Origin of the sequence: Neobacillus massiliamazoniensis, from assembly GCF_001048695.1 — a bacterium.
Classification (GTDB): domain Bacteria; phylum Bacillota; class Bacilli; order Bacillales; family Cytobacillaceae; genus Neobacillus; species Neobacillus massiliamazoniensis.
In genome coordinates this window covers 1,620,092-1,644,157 of record NZ_CVRB01000001.1, presented here as the reverse complement: position 1 = coordinate 1,644,157, position 24,066 = coordinate 1,620,092, and the positions used below count along the sequence as shown (strand labels likewise).

Sequence of the window (24,066 nt, the reverse complement as noted above, 5' to 3'; positions counted from 1 at the left end):
TATTTATTTTCCCTTACTATCATTTTTCCACTTGATAAATTCGATTAACGGTTTATACTCATGGAGCAGCTCTTTTTCAATGCCTGATTCTTTTAGTTCATTTACAAAATCAATCCAGTCCGAGTCAAGATCGTTTTGTGTTCCATCAATTGTTCCAATTAATGTTTTTAAATCAACCTCCAACACTTTTGCTATTTTTTTAATGACTTCTATTGATGGATTTATGTTAATATTTCGTTCAATATTACTTAAATACGATTTTGATATGCGGGTCCGTTCAGCTAGTTCAGATAGTGTGTATCCCCTTTTCCTTCGAATTTGATAAATAGTTTTCCCGATCATTTAAATACCCCATTTTTTCCTAGATTTTTTAGGCTTGGAGCTCCCTTTTACACATGTGTGAATTTATGGATTCCTTTATACATTTAATGACCCTCATTTGGTCATTGAAAGCCATATTAGACCCAGATGGTAGACAGAGCCCTTGTTGGAATAAACGGTCCGAAACACTTTCATTTTTTTCATGTGGATAATAGCGTAATCCATCAAAGATTGGCTGTAAATGAAGGGGTTTCCAAACAGGACGCGCTTCAATATTTTCTTTTGTTAATGCAACTAACACTTCCCCTGCCGTTACACCTGCTTCTTTTTCATTGATGGTTAGGGCTGTAAGCCACCGATTAGACTGAGTATTTTGGAGTTCTGCCATAAAATATATTCCTGGTAGATTCGCTAATTCTTTGTAGTACTGTTCAAAAATCCGTCTTCTTTCTGCCACTCTTTTTGGTAAAACCTCCAGTTGGCCTCTGCCAATCCCAGCCAATACATTACTCATTCGATAGTTAAATCCTATATTACTATGCTGATAATAAGGGGCTGGATCTCTAGCTTGCGTTGCTAAAAATCTAGCCTTGTTCATTGCCTCCTGATCATTTGAAATGATCATTCCTCCTCCAGAGGTTGTAATGATTTTGTTTCCATTAAATGAATATATCCCAAACAACCCTAATGTACCGCTCGCTTTTCCCTTATAGGTTCCTCCAAAAGATTCGGCAGCATCTTCAATGATGGGAACATTGTAACGGCTACAAATCGACATGATTTCATCCATTTTTGCACTTTGGCCATATAGGTTCACAACAATGACAGCTTTAGGCAGTTTATTTTCATGACTTCCATCCTGAAATGCCCGTTCGAGTGCTTGTGGTGACATATTCCATGTTTCGGGTTCTGAATCGATAAACACAGGTTCTGCTCCCTGATAAATAATAGGATTTGCACTTGCAATAAAGGTAAGGCTGGAGCAAAAGACTGTATCTCCTTTTTTTACATCCAATAAACAAAGAGCCAAATGAATCGCCGCAGTTCCAGAACTAACTGCTACAGCTTCATTGGCTCCTACATAATTAGCTATTTCCTTTTCAAAAGCATCTATATTTGGTCCTAATGGGGCAACCCAATTTGTTTCAAAAGCTTCATTTATATATTTTTGTTCATTTCCACTCAAATGTGGAGGAGATAAAAAAATTCGATTCTTCATCATATCTTTCACCCCTTTCTTAAGTACGAATTTTTCTTTTTTCCATTTGACCACGATAGATAGGAAAATAACGTTCATTCAATTCATACTGTTCTTTTAAACCTTCAATGACTTCATTGTACCGAACTAGGTTATGGACTTTTTTGCCAATATAGTATTTGAAATAATGATCATTAGTGAAGGAAGCTTTAAATTTAAAAAGGCCATCATTTTCTTGATAACCTCCGCCTAAGTGTAAAACACTTGACCCCTTTGACTTACAGGATTCAATCATAAAATCAAACATTAAATTGTTAGGTCGAAAATGTAAATAGTCCGTTTTCGATGCACCGAGATGGTAATGAGAAAATTCCTTACCAACCAAAACCATTACGCCAGCAATAATTTCATTATTCGTTTTGGTGAATAGTAATAAGGTTTCACTAATATCTGTTTCCTTTACTTGCTCAAAAAAGGTATCCTCATCGAAATAGTAATAACTTGCCGCATGATTCCGGTCCATCGTTTCTTTATAGAGATCTATGAAGATTCTAATATTTTCCTCGCTATTTTCAGCAATAAAACACGTAAGATTATTCATTTTGGCCTTCTTAATATTTCTTTTGGTCATTTCACTATAATTATTTCTTATTTCTTCTAGTGATTGTGTTAAATCAACTGCGGTTGTTTTTCTAATATATTCAATATCCCAGAAATTTCTACAAATTTTATAATTTTGATATAAAGGATGAAATCTAATTGTTTCTGTTATGATGTTATGTAATCTGCAATATGAACTGAATAATTCATGAAATTTCATCATAAATACATTCGTATAAGTTCCGCTAATTACAGGACCACCGTAGCCATAAGGTGTTACAATATCAAAAAGTTCTTCCTCAATATGAGGAATTCTCCTTTTTATATACGGATAAAATATTTTCGTATCATGATCTTCATAATAGGCAGCAAACAGTCTGCCTCCTTCTTTCTTTGCAAATGAATTCCCATATTCATATGAGTAATAGCAATCTATATTATTAAAATTCTTTAATGTGTTTTTCCAACTATCCTGTTTTTCAATAATTTTAAATTGAAGCATCTCAATACCTCACCACTTAAAGAAAACTAAGCTAAAAAGCACTAGATTTCCCTGAATTTTTTTCATTTGAGTTCCCTTTAAAAACCGGCATGGTAACATTCTCTCCATTTTGAATACCTTCAGATTTCATTACTTTAATAAAGGTAAGATATAAAATCTTCAAATCTAGAAAGAAACTTTGATTTTCAACATACCATACATCCAATTGAAACTTTTCCTCCCATGAAATGGAATTTCGCCCATTTACCTGTGCCCAACCAGTCATTCCAGGTTTAACCTGGTGACGTTTAGATTGTTCTGAACTGTATAATGGCAGATAGTCCATAAGAAGTGGCCTTGGTCCAACAATACTTAAATCTCCTTTTACAACATTCACTAATTGAACTGTCTCATCTAAACTATATTTTCTTAGAAATCTGCCAAACGATGTTAAGCGTGCATAATCAGGTAATAACTCTCCGTTACTCCCACGTTCGTCAGTCATAGTGCGAAATTTATAAATATAAAAAGGTTTTTCATTTAAACCGGGACGTTGTTGTTTAAATATTATTGGTTTTCCTAATTTGTACCTGACCATAACAGCTATGCCAACTATAATTGGAGAAAAGCATACTAATAAGAAAATAGAAAAAACAAGATCAAAAATTCGCTTCATTTCCTCATCACCTCATCCCCTCTAATGGAGATACCATTTCAGGTTCTTCATCGTAAATTTCTTACCTATTTGTGTTCATGATTGATAAAAATTTCTGCTTCATATCTTCTAATATCTCTATTGTTTGAATATTTTTATTTTCTTGGCCCTTTATATAAGATGAGACTAAGATTTCCAATAATTTTTGCTGAGTCAATTTGTCGGAAATGTTCATGTTTAAATCCCCTTTAAAAAGAAAAATCCCCATTGCTCTGCATGGGATTTCCTGTAACTGTTAAGATTTTATTTTCTTCTCTGTATCCGCTAGGGTTTTGGCATTGCCAGCGCCAAGAATCAGCAACCATTTCCTCTATTCCTCTTTCCACGGTCCATTGCAGCTCTCTTTTTGCTTTTACTGGATTAGCAAAACAAACAGCTACATCACCAGGCCTTTGCTCCGTAATCGTGTAGGGAATCTTTCTTCCACTTGCCTTTTCAAAAGCGCTAATTATTTCTAATACACTATATCCTTTTCCAGTACCAAGATTATAGGTGCTAATTCCTTTTGTTTTCAGATTGTTTTCAAGAGCATGTAAATGTCCCAGTGCGAGATCAACAACATGTATATAGTCTCTTATCCCTGTTCCGTCCTTTGTAGGATAATGGTTTCCAAAAACCTTTACTTCCTTTAATTCACCAATTGCCACCTTCGAAATAAATGGCAACAAATTGTTGGGAATACCAGTGGGATCTTCGCCAATTATGCCACTAACATGTGCACCAATTGGATTAAAATACCGTAAAATGGTTATGCTCCATTGGTTATCTGATACATAGAGATCTCTAAGAATTTCTTCTATCATCAATTTTGTCCGACCATATGGATTAGTTGCATTTAGAGGAAAATCCTCAGAAATCGGAACTGTTTTAGGATTTCCATATACAGTTGCCGATGAACTAAATACCAATCTCTTTACATTGTATTTTTGCATCATTTCGCAGAGATTAAGAGTACCAGTAATATTATTCTTGTAATAGTGCAGAGGTACCTCTACCGATTCTCCTACAGCCTTTAAGCCTGCGAAATGTATAACTGCCTCGATACTATTTTCTGAAAAAACTTTTTCAAGCCCAAGTCGATCTAGAATATCTATGTTATATATCTTGAATTCTTCACCGGTAATTTCACTCACACGTCTCAATGCTTCTGGGTGACTATTAGAAAAATTATCAATTACGATGACGTCATACCCTTTATTTAAAAGTTCAACAATGGTGTGGCTCCCTATATACCCTGCTCCTCCCGTTACTAGAATAGACAATTCATACACCCCTTTCTTCCTATTAATATTTTTAGTTTTTCCTTCATGCTGATATTAATTTTAAAAACTTCTCTAATTCCTCTTGATTTCTGCCATTTAAATTCTTTAAGTTTACAGATAGTCTATTACGTAACACTTTTGACTCGATTAATTTTTTTATTCCTTCTGCTAATGCCTTTGGGTCAGCATGTACGATCATTCCTGTCTCCCCTTCCTGAATTTGAGTTCGGAATGAAGGTATATCTGTTGTAACGATAGGGCATGAAAGAGCAATTGCCTCTTCTACTGCCACACAATGGGCTTCCGTTTTCGATGGTTGAACATATATATCACATTCCTTCATATAAGGATATGGATTTTCTTTCTCACCAAGTAAAATAAAATTTTTATCAATTCCCCACTCTACGGACTTCAATTTCAATACATGGAACAATGGTCCGTTTCCAATCATAAACCAGGATATGGCATATCCTTGGTCTATTAGAATTTTACATGCCTCTAACGCAAAAAAGACTCCTTTTTCATCAACGAGTCTAGCTACTGTAACGATTTTAATATTTTTACTTTCCTTAAAGCCTTTGTCTATATTCGTTTCATTTGCCATTGCCCGAACCGTATTTGGTGACACTCGATTATGAATGACTTGAATTTTATTTGCGTACTCTGGAAAGAAAGACTCTAATGATTCCTTGGCAGTTTCAGCTACCGTAACAATATAATCACACTCGGAAAAGCTCTTCCTCTCAAGGTTCGGACAAAGCCAGCCATTGTTCTCACTGTATGCATAATCCATATGATTGTAGACAATTTTCCGTTTGGCACTAACTTTTTCTGTCACGTAGTAATTACAAAAAAAATCGATATAGCTGATTGCTACATCGTAGTGTTTTATTTGTTTAGGCAAGATATTACGATAAACTCCCCATCTGATCCCCGTTCCAACACCTGATGAAAATCGTGCTAAACCAGCTGCAAGGATTTTACCAATCAACAGTCGATATTTTCTTTTTTTTATTAATTCTAAGGCTGCTTGTGACAAAGGAGTAGAAAAAGTTTCAAACAGTGGTGGAAGAATATTTACTTGTGGTGGAATCAATTTGAACAGGACACCACTGTGATCAAATAGAAGCAAGTCTACGTCGTATTGATCGTAATCAATATCGGAAAGTAGTGTTAATAAGCTTTTCTCTATACCACCTGTTTGGAGGTATTGTGTTACAAAAAGTATTTGTTTTTTCACTCCAATTAACTCCTTATTAGATCTAATAAATGAGAAAGGGATTCTTGCTTATCATTTAGATACAACGATAACCACTTAGGGACATTTTCCTCCATACTGAATCCTTTATTTTTGAAATGTTTCTTTATTGTTTCATTGTCAGGTCTGTTGGAAAAAGCGGCTTTATTAATATATTTTGACCAGGTATTTAAATCCTCTTCCAAACTAATATAGGTAATTAAACCGAGCCCCATGTCCGTTGACCTTGGAACCGCTGCTGATGCCACACAAGGAGTACCGGCACATTGAGCTTCTAAGGTTACAATTCCAAACCCTTCAAATAGAGAGGGAAAGAGAAACACATCAAATGCTTTCATTAATCTTGGGATATCCGTTCGAACGCCTAAAAACTTAATATGATTTAATACACCAAGTGCTTCCGCTTCTCTTTCAACTTGTTTTTTTAATGGACCATCTCCCACTAAACATACAAAATAGTTAGGATCAGTCTCGAGAATTTTTTTCAATATTTTTAGGATAAAGCTTTGATTCTTAGATTTAGAAAAACGTCCGACATGCCCAATTATTTTCACATCTTTTGGTAGCCCCAATTCAGATAGCAAATGATCTCTACCATCGTAAGTTTCAAAGAATGAGTTTAGATCAATTCCATTATTTAAGATTTTCACTTTGCCATGATCCACCAGCTTTTGACTGAACAAAAACGCAGCTGCTTCATTACTGCAGCTGCAATAATTTGTTGCTGAAACTTTAATTAATATTTGTAAAAACTTTAGGATAAACTTATTTATCATATGATTATTTTTCGGCCAATTAGTACTATGAGAATGACAGATTCTTTTTTTGATTCCACAAAGTTTTGCGGCTAAAGCGGGAAAGCCACTCTGGAAATCCGTGTGCGAATGAACCGCTATGTAATGTGCCGAAGACATTACTCTTTTCAATTCTTTTATATATTTAATGGGTCCTAACTCTCCTAAGCTCGGAATATAATGAATTTTTCCACCTAAGGAGATAATTTCATCATCATAATCTCCCTTTTTCGATGAATGGGAAACAAAATCAAACTGGATTTTTGTTTTATCTATATTTCTATAGATATTCATAATTAGTGTCTCTGCCCCACCTCGATCCATCGTGCTAACGATATGCAGGACTCTCTTCAGATTGCTCTTTTTATCCATTTGTTCCCTCCCCTTTATCGAAAAATTTGATCTAAAAATTCACTTCTATACAGGATATTCAGAGTAATAACACTATCATAATAATGATAAATCAAATAACAAATTAAGATCGTGAAATAAATTAACCTCTGATTGCTTTCTTTAAAAAGCTTAACCACCCATGAAATTAAAATAAATTGGTAAAGAGTAAAATAAATGGAAAACCTGGCGAATATCCAGTTTTGCGTTGAAATAATCATAAAGACTAAACTAAGAACAGCCATGTTTACAATATAATCACTATTGGGCATAATCGTTTTTAGTTTTTCTCTTCCAAAGAAAGCAATGAGTAACGGTGCTCCTTCTACTGCAACTCTAATAACATTTGCCCCACCCTCAGCAAAATCTTTATATCCTCCATATTGCGTATCCTGAATGGCAGCAAACAAAACAGTTGAAAACTGATTGAATCCAAGCACAACAATAATAGCTATTGAAATAAGGAAAAAGGTCGCTCGTGTCCATGCTTTTCTTCTAACAATGAAATAAATAGGAATAAGAATGAGCGCTGTTTCATGTATAGATGTAGCAATGAGAACAACTAAAAAGTATCTCTTCCAGTTTCCATCAAATAGGAACTTTGTTGCTGCAAAAACAATCGCTGCTGCAAGGCATTGCCGTATCCCATTCATTGAAGTGATAAAAAAACCACTGGTAATATATACAAAAATGCTCAATTCAATCATTCTAGAATACTTATAAAATACTCCAATAATTAGCACGTTGGTAATGAAGGCCGTAATAAAAATCATTAATTGTGGATCATTTGTAAAATTTTTTAAGATCATTTGAAGAATTCCAAAGCCAATATCCTTTTGCGACTTAACGTAATCCCAGGTAAAATTATTAAGTATATAGGCATGGCGGTAAGCTCCGGTATCCCCAATATTTGCTCTAAGCCCTGAAACTAAAATTAAACATAGTAAAGAACCACAAATAAACAATTTATTTGGTTTAACGATAGCAATGGAATTAGAAGAAAATGTCACAACAGCGAAGTATCTTGAAAAATAGGCCAACATAAAAACGGTGGCTAGGTTAATCCAGAGAATAGTCATCCGGTATTTTCCTTTCAGATCATCCTTTTTCTAAATCTTTATTAATAACGCAAAGGGCAACTAAAGTTAAGACCTTAACTTTAGTTGCCCCTTTTTTTGTTGGACATATAAATATAATAAGAAACCTAATGGTATGGCTAAAAACGTAAGACCTTTTAGTGGAGTCTCACTTAAAAACCGCCAATTCCTATTTAGAAAACTACTGGATACATAATGAATGGCTTGGCGAAATTTAAATGAAATGCTCGCAAATGGTAATTGCATTAATTCTTTACGATAAAACGCAAAACCTTTTGGATTTTTCCGATACTGATTAAACATATTAAGTGATGAACCATCAGGAAGATATTCAACAGTACATAATTCTTCATTCATCAGTAGCATTTCGTATTGTTGATCGAGCATATAGTACTTGTACGCCAATCCCACATATTTTTCATTTTCAAAGATTGGATATGGATATAGTTTTGTTAATTCAGTACGATATACAAGCTTTTTATCTCCTAATACACCATATTTATTGTATAGGTTAAACAGCGTTGAGCTTTTGAGTTTTTCCGGTAGTTTTGTGCCAATTACCTTATTGTTATTGTCAGCATCAAGTCCAATTATTCCACTATAAGTAATGTTTCCATACTCTCTCCAGAAATGAACAATTTTTTCAACTGAATCTTCTGGCATTGAGTCATCGGAGTCAATACAAACATTTAATTCGGTATCGATAAGTTCATAGGCGGTATTATGAGCACCATGCATCCCTTGATTTTCTTGCCAGTGATATCTAATTTCAATTTGATTTTCTGTTATCCAATGATTAACCAATTCTTTTGTTGAATCTGTAGACCCATCATCAATAATTAGCCAAACAAAATCTTTACAAGTTTGATTCAAGAGACTTTTATAACAGGTATCGAGGCAATAGGCCCTATTATAAGTTGGGGTAAAAACGGTTAATAATTTCAATTACATTCACCTCGATAACGAAAAGTAATAGTCCTCTAAAAAGCCTGCAGTGTTTCTTATATTAAATCCGCTTTTTAACAGAAGGTCTAAAACCCCATTTCGATCTATTTGAGTAGACTTAATATTTTTTATTTTCTCTAACCAGCTGCTTTGGTTGGAAAGTGAAGCATATTCAATCAGTTTGAACCCTAGATCTACTTCCTGCGAAATATGGTCAGATATTACGCAAGGTAATCCGGCACCTTGCGCCTCGACTAGAGAAACAGGTAAGCCTTCATGTAAAGAGGGAAAAATAAAAAGGTCAAATGCTTGAAGGACATGATTAATATCGCTTCGAATTCCAAGCAACTGCACCTTACCTTCCAAATTTAAATCCTTAATTTTCTTCTCAATTTCAGGTCGTAAGTCACCATCGCCAACTAAAATTAGGACAGAATTTTTTTCCTCGGAATTAAACTGTGAAAAAACATCTAACAAAAATAAATGATTCTTTTGATCATTAAATCGACCAACATGCCCAAGAACAAATTGTGTATCTTCAATGTTTAATTCATTTCTTATTGTCTTTCTGATTTCCGAAGAAAATATAAATTTATCAGGGTCAATCCCATTGTTCAAAATCATGGTTGAGGTTTTTTTTTCTTTAAATAACCAGTTAGAAGCATCACTTGAACAGGCAACTAAATGGGTCGAATTGGGAACAATATAATTCCCTACAAACCACTTATACAGTCTTGCCACTCTTCCACCCTCACTTCTTGTGTTATGGCTATGTGAAATGCGAATGGGAATTCCTGCTTGTTTGGCCGCACGGAGAACGAGGCCACTCATTTTATCTAGATGAGAATGGACAATTTTATAGTGAGCATTTGCTATAAAAAAGTTCTTTAACTCTCTTACATATTCCCAGTGTCCTACATCAGAAATGTACGGTATTTGATAGATTTGACCACCAAGGTTTTTAATTTCTGAATCAAAGACACCTTCTTTACAAGTTAGAAAGTCGAATTGGATCTTCGAGCGGTCTATATTCCGATAGAGATTCATAATAAGGGTTTCTGCCCCTCCACGGTTCATATTTACCACAACATGAAGTACCCTTAATGGACTGCCCACCCTAAATCCTCCCTTTCCTCTGTAAACAATGAATACAGATTCCTGTTTTCACTTAAAACTTTATCAATTGAGTATTTCTCCTGGATGATCTTTCTCGAAGTTATCCCAAATTTATTTCGTAGTTCTTCATCCTTGGCAAGTATTTTTAGCTTTTCTGACATTTCTTCTGTATCATTCAAATGAATCAACCATCCATTTTTTCCATTTTCAATCAATTCTCGATGCCCACGATTATCGCTAGCGATAACCGGCAAGACGCTTGCCATTGCTTCCATAACATTAACAGGAAGCCCCTCTCGGTAACTAGAAGCAACCGCAATATCACTCATCTTTAGAAGCTCGTCAACATCATTCCGATATCCTAAAAAATGAACTATTCTATCTACACCAAGATTACTTGCAAGCTTTCTGCACTCTTCTAACATTGGCCCTTCTCCAGCTAATAAAAGCTTGGCATTGGGTATTTCGTCCTTTACCATGGCAACCGACTTGATCAGAAATGGTTGGTTTTTATTTTTATTAAATTCTGCTGCATAAAACATTAAGAAATCCTCTTCATTAAATCCATGTTCTACTCGTAATACGAATTTATCCAATGGACCAACAGGGAAGTAACAATCTGTGTCAACTCCAACTCCATGAACATGCGAAATAAGCCCTGCTTTAAAGTGATGACTGCGTGCAAGTTGAAAGTCTTCTTCGTTTATTGTTATGAGACAATCAGTATACCGTGCTAAAAATTTCTCAATAGGATAATATAAAGCCCAATTAATAAATGGTGCCCCTTTACAAAAGTGAAAGCCATGGGCTGTGTAAATTACCTTCGCTCCTTGTTTTCTAGCTTTTCTTGCCGCAATACGAGTTAGTACCCCTCCCATTGGTGTATGGCAATGAATAATCTGATATTGATTTTTCTCCATCATCATTTTTAATTCATGATATGCTTGAATATTTTTACTGCTTAGTGGAGATCTTTTAATAGGAATATTGATTTTTTTATCTACATACGGTAGTTTCATATCTCCAGATGCAGCTACATGTACTTCCCATCCTTGTTCTTTAAACCATTTTAAGTACGGTAAGTGAAAGACTTTCAAGTGAATATCAACAGTTGCACAGAAAAGTACTCTTTTTGGCATTTTATCGTCCACCCAATGTTTCATTTTCACCATCTTATTTATACAGAAACTGATAATTTAGGAATCTCTTTATTGTTTGCAAGGGTGATTAGCCGTTCTTTCATTTCTTCTTTATCTAAAATCGAGTAATTTGAAATGATTTCTTCTATTTCTTGGATTAAAAGATTAGAAGTTTTTCCAATATAAATCTTGGGATAAATCTGTTGCTCATGTACCTCATCTTCCTTTAATAATTCTTCAAAAAGCTTTTCTCCAGGTCTTATTCCAGTGTATTTAATGCCAATATCATCTATAGAATTACCTGAGAATTTTATGAGATTTTTAGCTAAATCAATGATTTTCACTGGATCTCCCATATCGAGAACAAAAATCTCACCACCCTGTGCAAGTGCTCCGGCTTGTAAAACCAATCTTGATGCTTCGGGAATCGTCATAAAGTAGCGAATCATGTCAGGGTGAGTAACAGTTACAGGTCCTCCCCTTTCAATTTGTCGTTTAAATAATGGAATGACACTCCCCCTGCTTCCCAAGACATTTCCAAAGCGAACGGCAACAAATTTGGTGTCACTTTCTTTATCCAGGTGCTGTATGACCATTTCCGCAAGTCTTTTCGTCGCCCCCATTACACTTGTTGGATTCACTGCTTTATCGGTTGAGATCATGACAAAGGTTTTCACCTCATTCCAACTAGATGCTTTAGCGACATTCATCGTTCCAATTATGTTATTTTTTACAGCTTCTTCAGGGTTGGCTTCCATTAAAGGAACATGCTTATGAGCAGCAGCATGGTAGACTGTTTCTGGTTGATATGTACTCATAACGGACATCATTTTCTTCTCATCTTGGATATCTGCAATTACTGGTACAAAATCAATTTCATCATTTTTAAAGGTCTCTTTTAATTCCATCTCGATAGAGTAGATGCTATTTTCACCGTGACCCAATAAGACAAGCTTCTTTGGATTAAAACAAGAAATTTGTCTGCATATTTCAGATCCAATTGAACCACCGGCTCCTGTAACTAAAACAACCTTATTGGTAATATTTTCAGAAATACTTTCAATATCTAGTTCAACGGGATCCCTTCCTAAAAGATCCTCTACCTGCACATCCCTAAATTGCTGAACAGAAACCTTTCCCGTCATTAGATCTTCAAGCATCGGCAGAATTTGTGTTTTGGCATTTGTTTTTGCACATTCCTGAAAAATAGTATTTAGCACCCTTTTTCTAAGCGAAGGAATGGCAATAACGATATTGTCGATATCAAACTCTTTAACAATATCCTCTATTTCAACAATTCCACCCAACACTGGAATCCCTAAAATATCCAATTTCTGCTTTTTTTCATCATCATCAATAAAACCAACCGGTAAAAGGTCCGCATCATGATTATTGTGAAGCTGTCTAGCCACCATCGTCCCGGCAGATCCAGCACCTACTATCAATGTTCTCTTTTTATTTTTTCCTTCATAAAGAAAGAAATCTCTGAACATTCTCCAGCAAAAACGCGAGCCACCAATAAAAGACATATTGAGTAACCACGTTACGGTTAGTAAGCGAAATTGGACTTTATGAGTAATTAGCAGTTGGGTTGCTACTGCTATTAGAATGGAAAAAGTTACAGTTTTTAAAATAATAATCAATTCTCCAATACTGGCATACTCCCAGGCCTTTTTATATAGATGAAATAATAATGAAAAGATATGATGACTTATTAATATTACAATAGAACTTAATACGATTGGAAAAGTAATGACATCCGTTGTTGCATCTACTAAAAGACGACTAAAAAAAATGGCTGTCAATACAATACAAGAATCAATAAAAATAAATAATGATACTCTTTGACGATAAGTCATACATTCCCTCCTCTGTTTAAAAAATGTTAATTATATCCCTTCCGGAAAAGACATATAAGTAACATTTTTTATGTAAATGGGCATCTAACCCGCCCTCACATCACACTCTTGACGACCTGCGTCTAAGGTCTCTTAAACCCACAGCATGACCGAGTGCCTCCATTGATAACGGAGAGGAGACATCACCAATTTTATATATTCTTTAAAAAACATCTTATGTTCCCTATTAAGAACAATTGAATTAAAATTTTTTATTGATAATCATTCATTGACAATGACACCAATAAGCTTTGCCTTCGCGAATTCTAATACTTTTTTCGCCTCAAACGCTAAATCTTGTAATGTTTTTCCGCTTTGAATAACTAATACTACCCCATTACATTGATTAGCTAATAGTTTTGTATCAGTCAACTCTAACACGGAGTGTGAATCAATTAAAACGACATCATAAGATTTTAAGGCGTTGGTAAATAATTCATTCATCATAGGTGATGAGAGTAATTCTACTGGGTTATGTGTGAGTGAACCCCCTGTTAATATATCTAACCTACCGATTTCTGTATGTTGAATAGCATCATAAAAATGTGATTTACCGGTTAGAACATCCGTTAATCCAATAGAATTTTGCAATTTAAATATGGAGTGTTGACCAGGATTTCTTAAATTAGCATCTATTAGTAAAACCTTTTCTTTCTGTTGGGCCATTGAGACTGCTAAGTTGGCAGCAGTTGTAGATTTGCCCTCCCCCTTGCTTGGTGATGTGATTAAAAACGATTTGCTTCCTTTGTCAGTCATTGAAAATTTTATATTTGCCTGAATCATTCTATATTGTTCAGAAATAATGGACTCAGGGTGAAAATAAGCTATTAATGGTTGTTTCTTTGTTAGGATATTGCTCTTTCCCTTATTTATAGCCAACCGTATCACCTCTTGCTTCTAAATTTACATGCTTAATATATTTCTTTTTCAAATTCTTTTTATTCGCTCGCGAAACTCTTCCTAAAACAGGCAACCCCAAAATTTCCTCTACTTCATTGTTCGATCTTAATGTATCATCAAGGGAATCTAACAAAAACGCTAGTCCAATGCCTATTACGCCCCCAATCACCAATGCAATCACGATTTTCATTTTTTGATTGTGATTAATGGGTACCGGGTTTACCGAAGCATTAGATAATATACTAACATCTCGAACATTATTAGAACTAACAATATTTGGAAGCTCCGCCTTAAATACGGTAGCAGTTGTGTTGGCAATATCTGCAGCACGTTTAGGGTCCGTGTATGTCACACCAATACTGACAACTTGAGTATTATCTATACTTGTAACCGTAATTTGTCCAGCTAACGCCTCTGGTGACTGAGGTAATCCAAGTTGTTTCACAACCTTACCTAATATGGTTGAGTCCTTAATGATTACTTGAAGGGTATTCCGATAGTCTGGAGTTGTATCAATAATAATTCTTGAAGAAGCTTGATATAAGGAAGTGTTATGTGAATAGCTATAGTATGTACCCAGTCCAGTTGAAATGAATGTTATGACCACAACAATCCATAACCTCTTTTTAATGACGTAAAATAACTCTTTCAAATTAATATCCTTTGCATTCGTTTTGTTTGCATTATGGAAGCTCATATTATCCACCTCTTAAAAGTCATTTTATTATTCACATAAAAACGTTCTAAATAAAGAACCTTTTGAATATAAAAAAAGGTAATCTCTTAAGATTTATCCACTCAACTACCAATTTCGCATTTTTTATTGGTAAATAACATTAATTTTTTATCTATACTATAATAGTAGTTCTTTAAAAAGAACAAGTCAACAAATAAAGTTAATTTCATTTAATTCTAATCTTTTCAATACCACTTGAATATTGGGATCTAACAGTTTACCAGGAACATATGCTTCATCCCAAAATAGTTCCTCATATATTTAATTCTTTTTATTCTTAATTAGAACACTTAAATAAATTTTTATTTTCAAGAGAATTTCAATCAAAAAAAAACAATTGACAAAACGGCTAATTATATTGTAAATTTTATAAATAATCTAAATATTAATTTTCTTATCAAGAGAGGTAGAGGGACTGGCCCGAAGACACCTCAGCAACCTTCAATGGCGTGCCCATTGAAAAGGTGCTAATTCCTGCAAATTTTGTAATTTGCGAGATAAGAAGAATGACAAAGTGATAAGTCCTTACAAAGTCTTCTTCTTATAGAAGACTTTTTTTGTTGAGAAAAAGGAGGTTTAATCATGTACAAAATTGAAACAAAACTTGCTCAAATTGGGAATCGCAGTGAAACCGTAACAGGAACGGTCAATCCGCCCATCTACCTTTCCACAGCTTACCGCCATGAGGGTATTGGCCAATCCACTGGGTTTGATTATTCTCGGACTGGAAATCCAACGCGCCAGCTCCTTGAAAAAACGATTGCCGACCTTGAAGGTGGTGACCAAGGATTTGCCTGCAGCTCAGGGATGGCGGCGATCTTTACCATTCTTTCCTTATTCCAATCCGGAGATGAATGGCTCGTAAGCAAGGATTTATACGGCGGCACCTACCGTTTATTAGAGAAGGGTTATAAAAAATGGGGCTTAACTTGTCACTATGTAAATACATGTTGTCTAGATGAGATTGAAAGCAAGATTACACCAAAAACAAAGGCCATCTTTCTCGAAACCCCAACAAATCCCCTCATGCAGCAATCTGATATTGGCGCAATTGCAGAAATTGCAAAGCGTTATGAAATCTTGCTGATTGTTGACAATACCTTTTATACCCCGTTATTGCAGCAGCCCATCAGGCTTGGGGCAGATATTGTGATCCATAGTGCAACGAAATACTTAGGTGGTCATAATGATGTCCTTGCCGGATTGATTGTTGCCAAAGGTGAAGAATTATGTCAGGCACTCGCCCTTTATCATAACGGTGCAGGCGGTGTATTAAGTCCTTTTGATTCGTGGCTGTTAATGCGGGGCATGAAAACCTTGGCGCTTCGAATGGAAAGGCATGAAAAAAACGCCCGACAAATTGCTGATTTCCTTTCAAATCATGATGATATTACCGATGTTCTTTACCCTGGCAGAGGAGGAATGCTTTCGTTCCGCTTACAAGATGCGTCATGGGTGAATCCCTTTCTCCAAGGTTTATCACTGATTTCCTTTGCCGAAAGCCTTGGCGGTACTGAAAGCTTCATTACGTATCCGGCTACTCAAACGCATGCAGATATTCCAGAGGAGGTCCGCATCCAAGCAGGTGTCTGCAATCGATTATTGCGTTTTGCTGTTGGAATTGAGGATGCAGACGATATCATTTCCGACCTTGAGCGTGCTTTTACCAATATAAAAGAAGGAGTGATGACGAATGGTAGGTGAGGATTTTTGTTTTGAAACAAAGCTCCTTCATAATCGCCAAAAAATAGACCCTGTTACGGGCGCTGTCAGCGTGCCGATTCAACATGCTTCTACTTTTCATCAAACGAACCTCGATCAATTCGGAAAATATGATTATAGTCGTAGTTTAAATCCAACAAGGGAAGCGCTTGAGGAAGTGATTGCTGAGTTAGAGGGAGGTACAAGAGGATTTGCTTTTTCTTCAGGTATGGCGGCGATTTCAACAGCGTTTCTTTTGCTTTCTTCCGGCGATCATGTCGTGATTACCGAAGATGTTTATGGCGGTACGTACCGGATGGTCACCCAGGTGCTTTCAAGATTTGGTATTGAACATACCTTTATCGATATGACCAACTTACATGAAGTAAAACATGCAATAAAGAAGAATACAAAAGCATTTTATGTAGAAACCCCTTCAAATCCATTAATGAAGGTGACGGATATCAAAGCAATTAGTGAACTGGCGAAGGAAATTCAAGCATTAACTTTTGTTGATAACACTTTCCTTACTCCAGAATTACAAAGACCGCTGGAGCTTGGTGCAGATGTTGTTCTTCATAGTGCAACAAAGTTTTTATCTGGGCATAGTGATGTGGTGGCAGGTCTTGCGGTTGTAAAAGACGAAATTTTAGCGTCCCGGCTCGGCTTTTTGCAAAATTCCTTTGGAGCTGTCCTTGGGGTTCAGGATGCTTGGCTTGTTCTTAGGGGCCTGAAGACTCTTCACGTCCGCCTGGAGCAATCGCAAAAATCAGCTATGAAACTAGCAAATTATTTGGATGTACATCAGCTTGTTGAAAAAGTTTATTATCCTGGTCTCAAACATCATCCGCAGCATCATTTGCAAAAAAATCAAGCAGCTGGTTCGGGAGCTGTTTTATCGTTTGATTTTGTGAATGAAGAAGCACTTAGAACTTTTGTCGCGAACGTGAAAATCCCTGTCTTTGCAGTTAGCTTAGGTGCGGTGGAATCGATTTTATCATACCCTGCCAAGATGTCGCACGCAGCCATGCCGCAAACCGAAAGAGAAAAGCGAGGAATCAAGAACAGTCTGATTCGTTTATCAGTTGGACTTGAAAACGTGGATGACCTGATCCATGATTTTTCCCAAGCGTTTGAGAAGGTCCGTGCCAAACAATTGGTATTGCAACGAGGAGAATCATAATGAGCTTTTTAGAAAAATTAAAAAATCAAATCTTAATCGCCGATGGTGCCATGGGGACCCTGCTCTATTCATATGGAACGGATTGTTGTTTTGAGGAATTGAATCTCTCCCATCCAGAACAAATCCAGCATATCCATCAAGCCTATATTGAGGCCGGGGCTGATGTGATTCAAACGAATACCTATGCTGCAAACTATCTAAAGCTCGGGCGGTACGGGCTTGAAGACTCGGTAAAAGAGATAAATAGTGCAGCAGTAAAGAACGCGAAAACGGTAGCCGGGAGTAATGCCTATGTACTAGGAACGATTGGCGGCAATCGTGGCATCAAGCCCACCACCATTACAATTGAAGAAATAAAACGAAGCTTCCGTGAGCAATTATATTGTCTTTTACTCGAAGGAGTAGACGGATTATTGCTTGAAACCTTTTATGACCTTGAAGAGCTTGAAACAGTGCTAACCATAGCCAGAAAAGAAACGAAGCTGCCCATTATTGCTCAAGTATCCCTACAGGAGACGGGAATTTTGCAAAATCAACTACCTGTTAATGATGCTTTAAAAAGACTCGAAGGCCTCGGTGCCGATGTGATTGGTTTAAACTGTAGGCTTGGACCACACCATATGCTGCTGACCCTTGAGCAAATTGAGCTGCCGTCACATGCCTATCTGTCCGCCTATCCTAATGCAAGTCTGCCCTCTTACAACGATGGGAAATTTCATTATGAAGGAGATGCAGATTATTTTCGGCAATCAGCACAAAGCTTTCGTCATCAAGGCATCCGCCTTCTCGGAGGCTGCTGCGGTACGACACCCGAGCACATCAGAGCCTTTGCCTCTGAATTAAAAAACAGTGCTCCAATTTCGGAAAAGGTCGTCCATTTCAAACCGAAGAAAATCGTGAGTGAAGCTCGTTCTCCAAAAAGAGACTGTCCTCCTTTACAAGAAATTGTGAAGGAAAGACCTTCTGTCATTGTTGAATTAGATCCCCCAAGGAAGCTCGATACGAGAAAATTTTTTGAAGGGGCAAAAGAACTGAAAAAAGCAGGTATTGATGCGATTACATTAGCAGATAATTCCCTCGCTACTGTCCGGATTTCAAATGAATCATTAGGATATTTGCTTAAAAGCGAATTAGCAATAAGGCCACTCATTCATATTTCATGTAGAGATCGTAATCTGATTGGCTTGCAATCTCATTTAATGGGGCTTCATACGCTTGGGATGAATGATGTTTTAGCAATCACTGGCGATCCAGCCCGCGTAGGTGATTTCCCTGGTGCATCCTCTGTCTATGATGTGTCCTCATTTGAACTGATTCAAATGATCAAACAGTTAAATGATGGCTTGTCTTTTTCCGGAAAAGATCTCGGGCAAAAAACTGCGTTTAGTATTGCTGCTGCCTTTAACCCGAATGTTCGCTCCCTCGAAAAAGCAGTCAAACGACTTGAGAAAAAGATTCAATATGGGGCTGATTATTTTATCTCCCAACCTGTTTTTTCAGAAGAAAAGCTGCTAGAAATCTATGAAAATACAAAACATCTTGATGCCCCCATCTATATTGGCTTAATGCCACTGACGAGCTCTAGAAATGCTGAATTCCTGCACAACGAAGTTCCAGGCATTAAAATTACCGATTCTATTCGTGATCAGATGGCCAAATGGAATGACCACCCACTCCAAGCTGTTCAAGAAGGGCTTCAGATTACAAAATCATTAATAGATGCAGCACTCGACCTTTTTAATGGTATTTATTTAATTACACCATTTTTACGTTATGAGCTTACCAGGGAACTAGCTTTATACGCCCGGGAGCGTGCAAATGATACGAGGAGGAACAGCAATGTCGAAAACACCATTTATTGATCAACTGAACAAACGAATTCTCGTCATGGACGGTGCCATGGGGACCATGTTGCAGCAGGCTGAACTCTCCGCTCTCGACTTTGGTGGTGAGCAGTATGAAGGCTGCAATGAACAGCTTAATCTAACCGCTCCTTCGGTAATTGAACGAATCCACCTTGAATATTTACGGGCTGGTGCTGATATTATTGAAACAAATACTTTTGGGGCAACCAGTATTGTCCTTGATGAATATGAGCTTGGATTTAAAGCTTATGAAATTAACAAACAGGCGGCACAAATTGCTAAAAAAGCAGCTTTAGAGGCTTCAACTCGGGATTGGCCTCGATTTGTGGCCGGTTCGATGGGTCCAACCACCAAAACCTTAAGTGTTACCGGTGGAACAACTTTTGATGCCCTTGCCATAGCCTATGAGGAACAAGCAATTGGCTTGATTGATGGCGGTGCCGACCTTCTTTTGCTAGAAACGAGTCAGGATTTGTTGAACGTGAAGGCTGGCTATATCGGAATATCAAGGGCGTTTGAAAAAACCGGTAAAGCCTTGCCGCTGATGTTGTCAGGAACAATTGAGCCTATGGGCACAACACTCGCAGGACAATCGATTGAAGCTTTTTATATTTCGGTTGAGCATATGCAGCCGATTGCGGTCGGCTTAAACTGTGCCACTGGTCCTGAATTTATGCAGGATCATATCCGCTCGCTTGCGGGTCTTGCTGGGACAGCCGTCAGCTGTTATCCAAATGCGGGATTGCCTGATGAGGAAGGACACTATCACGAAACACCCGAGTCACTTGCGAAAAAACTGTCCGATTTTGCTTCACATGGCTGGTTAAATATTGTTGGAGGCTGCTGCGGTACAACTCCTGACCATATCCGTGCGATTGCAGAAGCGATGAAACAGTATAAACCGCGAGTGTTTGAGTCTACCACTGCACATATGGTGTCAGGTATCGAACCATTTATTTATGATGATCCAACATTGCGTCCCATTATGGTTGGCGAACGTACCAATGTGATTGGCTCCCGAAAATTCAAACGGCTAATCTCCACAGGGAAATTTGAGGAAGCAGCTGAAATTGCTCGGGCACAAGTAAAGGGCGGTGCCCATGTTATTGATATTTGCCTTGCTGACCCCGACCGCGATGAAATCATCGACATGGAAAACTTCATGAAAGAGGTTGTAAAGAAAATAAAGGCGCCACTCGTAATCGACTCAACAGACGAAAAAGTCAGTGAAAAAGCACTTAAATATTCGCAGGGAAAAGCCATTATCAATTCAATCAACCTTGAGGACGGTGAAGATCGGTTTCAAGCAGTTGTTCCCCTTATTCATCGGTACGGCGCAGCAGTAGTAGTTGGGACAATTGATGAAAAAGGTATGGGTGTTAGCGCTGAGCGGAAACTAGAAATTGCCAAGCGTTCTTATGATTTATTAGTTCATAAATACAAGCTGAAGCCGCAGGATTTAATTTTTGACCCACTAGTTTTTCCAGTTGGTACTGGTGATGAGCAATATATTGGATCCGCTCAAGCGACCGTTGAAGGAATTCGGCTTATTAAAGAGCATTTGCCGGGCGTTCAAACAATACTTGGGATTAGCAATGTATCATTCGGACTGCCACCTGTAGGAAGAGAAATATTAAATTCCGTCTTCCTCTACCACTGCACATTGGCTGGGCTTGATTATGCGATTGTGAATACGGAAAAATTGGAGCGGTTTGCTTCAATCTCAAAGGAAGAAGTTGAATTAGCGGAGAATTTGCTTTTTAAAACGACTGAAGAAACACTCGCAACCTTTACAGACTTTTACCGCGATAAAAAGAAAGAGGCAAAAGTGGCCGTTCTAAATATGAGTCTAGAGGAGCGGCTCGCCCATTATGTTGTTGAAGGAACAAAAGAAGGATTGATACCGGATTTAGAAGTGGCTTTGGATACGTATCCCGCGCCGCTAGATATTATTAATGGGCCATTAATGGTGGGCATGAAAGAAGTCGGCCGCCTCTTTAATGATAATCAATTAATTGTTGCTGAGGTTCTCCAAAGTGCGGAAGTAATGAAAGCATCGGTTGCCTTTTTAGAGCCGTTTATGGAAAAAGGCGATGCTTCTGCATCAAAAGGAAAAGTTCTTCTGGCAACGGTTAAAGGCGATGTTCATGATATCGGAAAAAATCTTGTCGACATCATCCTGAGCAATAATGGCTATGATGTGAAAGACCTCGGCATAAAAGTATCACCGACCGAATTGATTCAAGCCATCCGTGACGTAAAACCAGACATTGTTGGCTTATCCGGCTTGCTCGTAAAATCCGCCCAGCAAATGGTGTTAACAGCCCAGGATATGAAGGAGGCAGGAATTTCTTTGCCGATTTTAGTTGGCGGTGCCGCTTTATCGCGGAAATTTACAGAAACGAAAATTGCCAAGGAATATGACGGACTTGTCCTTTACGCAAAAGATGCAATGACAGGCTTGGCGCTAGCGAACCAGCTACAATCCCCAGAGGAATATGAAAAACTTGTTGTGGAACGCTCTGAAAAAATAGATTCCATCGGGACGTTTATTGAAATTCAGCAAAAAGCGGTTAGTTCTGTAGCGGTTAAAATAAAGTCAACTGTTTCTACTAAGGTACCTGTTTTTGTTCCAAAGGATACGAAAAAACATGTCTTAAAATCGTATTCACTTTCTCATATTGAGCCATATATTAATATGCAAATGCTGCTTGGTCACCATCTTGGCGTGAAAGGTAAGATTTCTAAATTACTTGCTGAAAAAGATGAAAAAGCATGGAAGGTAAAAGAAGTAGTTGACCAATTACTGTTAGAAAATAAGGAATGGATTTCTCCGGCGGCAATCTATCAGTTTTTCCCGGCCCAGTCTGACGGAAATAAGATTTATGTTTATGACCCAGAATCACCAGAAAGGGTGATTGAAACTTTTGATTTTCCCCGACAGGAATCGGCACCACACTTATGTTTAGCAGATTTCATTAAAACGGTTGACAGCGGCGTAAAGGATTATGTTGGATTCTTTACAGTAACTGCCGGAAGAGGAATTCGTGAAAAAGCTGACCACTATAAAGCGGAAGGTCGATATCTTGAAAGTCACGCTCTTCAAGCATTGGCACTTGAGGCGGCAGAAGGATTTGCAGAATTAATTCACCGGCAAATGCGTGACCGATGGGGATTCCCGGATCCACTGGATTTTACGATGAAAGATCGATTTGCTGCCCATTATCAAGGCCAGCGCTTTTCGTTTGGCTACCCTGCATGTCCTGATTTGGAGGACCAGAAAAAATTGTTCAAGTTACTACGGCCCGAAGAGATTGGGGTTGAGCTTACAGATGGTTGCATGATGGAACCGGAAGCGTCCGTTTCGGCAATGGTGTTTGCTCATCCAGAGGCACGGTATTTTAATGTGTTGAAATAGTTGTGTTCATTCCGCGGGATTTGGTGATAATTCCGCGGAGTTTTGATTTTATTCCGCGGATTATTGGATTAATTCCGCGGACTTTTGCAATTATTCCGCGGGAATCTGTGATAATTCCGCGAATCTCTTTCTTTGGGGCTGGTTTCTTTTAATTGGGTGCGGACTTTCCGCGAAGTTTTGGAATAATTCCGCGGATTTTCGGATTTATTCCGCGAGCTTTTGATTTTATTCCGCGGACTTTTACAATTATTCCGCGGGGATCTGCGATAATTCCGCGAATCTCTTTCTTTGGGGCTGGTTTCTTTTAATTAGATGCGGACTTTCCGCGAAGTTTTGGAATAATTCCGCGGATTTCCGGATTTATTCCGCGTACTTTAGATTTTATTCCGCGGGAATCTGTGATAATTCCGCGAATCTCTTTCTTTGGGGCTGGTTTCTTTTAATTAGGTACGGATTTTCCCGCGGATTTTCGGATTTATTCCGCGTGCTTTTGATTTTATTCCGCGGACTTTAGCAATTATTCCGCGGGAATCTGCAATTATTCCGCGAAACTCTTTCTTTGGGTCTGGTTTCTATTACTTAGGTACCGACTTTCCGCGAAGTTTTGGAATAATTCCGCGGATTTTCGGATTTATTCCGCGGACTTTAGCAATTATTCCGCGGGAATCTGCGATAATTCCGCGAATCTCTTTCTTTGGGGCTGGTTTCTTTTACTTAGGTACCGACTTTCCGCGAAGTTTTGGAATAATTCCGCGGATTTTCGGATTTATTCCGCGAGCTTTTGATTTTATTCCGCGGACTTTTGCAATTATTCCGCGGGAATCTGCGATTATTCCGCGAATCTCTTTCTTTGGGGCTGGTTTTTTTACTTAGGTACAGACTTTCCGCGAAGTTTTGGAATAATTCCGCGGATTTTCGGATTTATTCCGCGAGCTTTTGATTTTATTCCGCGGACTTTTGCAATTATTCCGCGGGAATCTGCAATAATTCCGCGAAACCGATCAACAGCATTTAAATTGTGAACATTTCTTGACATTCATTTAAAATAA

The 24,066-nt window shown here is 37.6% G+C and carries 20 protein-coding genes and 1 riboswitch; of the genes, 4 read left to right on the top strand and 16 right to left on the bottom strand.

What is annotated here, in order from left to right; genetic code table 11:
- Positions 1-3: 3 nt before the first annotated feature.
- The 15 genes from BN1082_RS07775 to BN1082_RS07710 all read right to left on the bottom strand — a co-directional run bounded on the left by BN1082_RS07775 (position 4) and on the right by BN1082_RS07710 (position 14,811).
- Complete coding sequence (locus tag BN1082_RS07775) at positions 4-342, bottom strand: helix-turn-helix domain-containing protein (protein ID WP_090632936.1); 339 nt, start codon at positions 340-342, stop codon at positions 4-6.
- Between the two features lie 28 nt (positions 343-370).
- A complete protein-coding gene (locus tag BN1082_RS07770) occupies positions 371-1,543 on the bottom strand; it encodes a DegT/DnrJ/EryC1/StrS family aminotransferase (protein ID WP_090632934.1) in 1,173 nt (390 codons plus the stop codon).
- Between the two features lie 16 nt (positions 1,544-1,559).
- Positions 1,560-2,621 (bottom strand): GNAT family N-acetyltransferase, encoded by a 1,062-nt coding sequence (locus BN1082_RS07765; RefSeq protein WP_090632932.1) that lies wholly within the window; start codon positions 2,619-2,621, stop codon positions 1,560-1,562.
- A 31-nt stretch (positions 2,622-2,652) separates the two neighbouring features.
- Entirely contained in the window at positions 2,653-3,276 is a 624-nt protein-coding gene (locus tag BN1082_RS07760; RefSeq protein ID WP_090632930.1) for a sugar transferase, read from the bottom strand.
- 61 nt (positions 3,277-3,337) lie between these two features.
- Positions 3,338-3,490: a YwzD family small protein gene (locus BN1082_RS27385; protein ID WP_176699688.1), complete on the bottom strand. Its 153-nt coding sequence runs from the start codon at positions 3,488-3,490 to the stop codon at positions 3,338-3,340.
- Between the two features lie 13 nt (positions 3,491-3,503).
- A complete protein-coding gene (galE, locus tag BN1082_RS07755; RefSeq protein WP_090632928.1) occupies positions 3,504-4,577 on the bottom strand; it encodes a UDP-glucose 4-epimerase GalE in 1,074 nt (357 codons plus the stop codon).
- A gap of 43 nt (positions 4,578-4,620) precedes the next feature.
- A complete protein-coding gene (locus BN1082_RS07750; protein WP_090632926.1) occupies positions 4,621-5,817 on the bottom strand; it encodes a glycosyltransferase in 1,197 nt (398 codons plus the stop codon).
- Positions 5,818-5,822: 5 nt separating this feature from the next.
- Complete coding sequence (locus BN1082_RS07745; protein WP_090632925.1) at positions 5,823-7,001, bottom strand: glycosyltransferase family 1 protein; 1,179 nt, start codon at positions 6,999-7,001, stop codon at positions 5,823-5,825.
- A 14-nt stretch (positions 7,002-7,015) separates the two neighbouring features.
- The gene (locus tag BN1082_RS07740) at positions 7,016-8,098 is read right to left on the bottom strand and encodes an EpsG family protein (protein ID WP_090632923.1); all 1,083 of its coding nucleotides are present in this window, start codon (positions 8,096-8,098) and stop codon (positions 7,016-7,018) included.
- Positions 8,099-8,164: 66 nt separating this feature from the next.
- Positions 8,165-9,061 carry a glycosyltransferase family 2 protein gene (locus BN1082_RS07735; protein ID WP_090632921.1) on the bottom strand — a complete coding sequence of 299 codons (897 nt, stop codon included), beginning with the start codon at positions 9,059-9,061 and terminating at the stop codon, positions 8,165-8,167.
- Between the two features lie 6 nt (positions 9,062-9,067).
- The gene (locus tag BN1082_RS07730) at positions 9,068-10,177 is read right to left on the bottom strand and encodes a glycosyltransferase family 1 protein (protein ID WP_090632920.1); all 1,110 of its coding nucleotides are present in this window, start codon (positions 10,175-10,177) and stop codon (positions 9,068-9,070) included.
- Complete coding sequence (locus tag BN1082_RS07725; protein WP_090632918.1) at positions 10,162-11,316, bottom strand: glycosyltransferase family 4 protein; 1,155 nt, start codon at positions 11,314-11,316, stop codon at positions 10,162-10,164. The genes BN1082_RS07730 and BN1082_RS07725 overlap by 16 nt, the downstream gene beginning before the upstream one ends.
- 38 nt (positions 11,317-11,354) lie before the next feature.
- On the bottom strand, positions 11,355-13,175 hold the full coding sequence (locus BN1082_RS07720) for a polysaccharide biosynthesis protein (protein WP_090632916.1): 1,821 nt from the start codon (positions 13,173-13,175) through the stop codon (positions 11,355-11,357).
- A gap of 261 nt (positions 13,176-13,436) precedes the next feature.
- On the bottom strand, positions 13,437-14,093 hold the full coding sequence (locus BN1082_RS07715; protein ID WP_090632914.1) for a CpsD/CapB family tyrosine-protein kinase: 657 nt from the start codon (positions 14,091-14,093) through the stop codon (positions 13,437-13,439).
- On the bottom strand, positions 14,080-14,811 hold the full coding sequence (locus BN1082_RS07710) for a YveK family protein (RefSeq protein ID WP_090632913.1): 732 nt from the start codon (positions 14,809-14,811) through the stop codon (positions 14,080-14,082). The genes BN1082_RS07715 and BN1082_RS07710 overlap by 14 nt, the downstream gene beginning before the upstream one ends.
- A gap of 430 nt (positions 14,812-15,241) precedes the next feature.
- Positions 15,242-15,354, top strand: a riboswitch (SAM riboswitch).
- 78 nt (positions 15,355-15,432) lie between these two features.
- Between BN1082_RS07710 and BN1082_RS07705 the strand changes: the two genes are divergently transcribed.
- The 4 genes from BN1082_RS07705 to metH are packed head-to-tail and all read left to right on the top strand — an operon-like array spanning position 15,433 to position 23,017.
- Positions 15,433-16,554 (top strand): methionine biosynthesis PLP-dependent protein, encoded by a 1,122-nt coding sequence (locus BN1082_RS07705; protein ID WP_090632911.1) that lies wholly within the window; start codon positions 15,433-15,435, stop codon positions 16,552-16,554.
- Positions 16,544-17,734, top strand: a complete 1,191-nt coding sequence (metC, locus tag BN1082_RS07700; protein ID WP_090632910.1) for a cystathionine beta-lyase — start codon at positions 16,544-16,546, stop codon at positions 17,732-17,734. Before BN1082_RS07705 ends, metC begins: the two co-directional genes overlap by 11 nt.
- Complete coding sequence (locus BN1082_RS07695; protein ID WP_090632908.1) at positions 17,734-19,596, top strand: bifunctional homocysteine S-methyltransferase/methylenetetrahydrofolate reductase; 1,863 nt, start codon at positions 17,734-17,736, stop codon at positions 19,594-19,596. The genes metC and BN1082_RS07695 overlap by 1 nt, the downstream gene beginning before the upstream one ends.
- Positions 19,574-23,017: a methionine synthase gene (gene metH / locus BN1082_RS07690; RefSeq protein WP_090632907.1), complete on the top strand. Its 3,444-nt coding sequence runs from the start codon at positions 19,574-19,576 to the stop codon at positions 23,015-23,017. The genes BN1082_RS07695 and metH overlap by 23 nt, the downstream gene beginning before the upstream one ends.
- An 865-nt stretch (positions 23,018-23,882) precedes the next feature.
- Here the strand turns inward: metH and BN1082_RS27380 are convergent.
- Positions 23,883-24,053, bottom strand: a complete 171-nt coding sequence (locus BN1082_RS27380; RefSeq protein ID WP_176699687.1) for a hypothetical protein — start codon at positions 24,051-24,053, stop codon at positions 23,883-23,885.
- Positions 24,054-24,066 lie beyond the last annotated feature (13 nt).

What these genes read in the sequence shown, in the direction of transcription:
- BN1082_RS07775 (WP_090632936.1), bottom strand. Translation starts at nt 342, where the DNA reads ATGATCGGGAAAACTATTTATCAAATTCGAAGGAAAAGGGGATACACA.
- BN1082_RS07770 (WP_090632934.1), bottom strand. Translation starts at nt 1,543, where the DNA reads ATGATGAAGAATCGAATTTTTTTATCTCCTCCACATTTGAGTGGAAAT.
- BN1082_RS07765 (WP_090632932.1), bottom strand. Translation starts at nt 2,621, where the DNA reads ATGCTTCAATTTAAAATTATTGAAAAACAGGATAGTTGGAAAAACACA.
- BN1082_RS07760 (WP_090632930.1), bottom strand. Translation starts at nt 3,276, where the DNA reads ATGAAGCGAATTTTTGATCTTGTTTTTTCTATTTTCTTATTAGTATGC.
- BN1082_RS27385 (WP_176699688.1), bottom strand. Translation starts at nt 3,490, where the DNA reads ATGAACATTTCCGACAAATTGACTCAGCAAAAATTATTGGAAATCTTA.
- BN1082_RS07745 (WP_090632925.1), bottom strand. Translation starts at nt 7,001, where the DNA reads ATGGATAAAAAGAGCAATCTGAAGAGAGTCCTGCATATCGTTAGCACG.
- BN1082_RS07740 (WP_090632923.1), bottom strand. Translation starts at nt 8,098, where the DNA reads ATGACTATTCTCTGGATTAACCTAGCCACCGTTTTTATGTTGGCCTAT.
- BN1082_RS07725 (WP_090632918.1), bottom strand. Translation starts at nt 11,316, where the DNA reads ATGCCAAAAAGAGTACTTTTCTGTGCAACTGTTGATATTCACTTGAAA.
- BN1082_RS07720 (WP_090632916.1), bottom strand. Translation starts at nt 13,175, where the DNA reads ATGACTTATCGTCAAAGAGTATCATTATTTATTTTTATTGATTCTTGT.
- BN1082_RS07710 (WP_090632913.1), bottom strand. Translation starts at nt 14,811, where the DNA reads ATGAGCTTCCATAATGCAAACAAAACGAATGCAAAGGATATTAATTTG.
- BN1082_RS07705 (WP_090632911.1), top strand. Translation starts at nt 15,433, where the DNA reads ATGTACAAAATTGAAACAAAACTTGCTCAAATTGGGAATCGCAGTGAA.
- metC (WP_090632910.1), top strand. Translation starts at nt 16,544, where the DNA reads ATGGTAGGTGAGGATTTTTGTTTTGAAACAAAGCTCCTTCATAATCGC.
- BN1082_RS07695 (WP_090632908.1), top strand. Translation starts at nt 17,734, where the DNA reads ATGAGCTTTTTAGAAAAATTAAAAAATCAAATCTTAATCGCCGATGGT.
- metH (WP_090632907.1), top strand. Translation starts at nt 19,574, where the DNA reads ATGTCGAAAACACCATTTATTGATCAACTGAACAAACGAATTCTCGTC.
- BN1082_RS27380 (WP_176699687.1), bottom strand. Translation starts at nt 24,053, where the DNA reads ATGTCAAGAAATGTTCACAATTTAAATGCTGTTGATCGGTTTCGCGGA.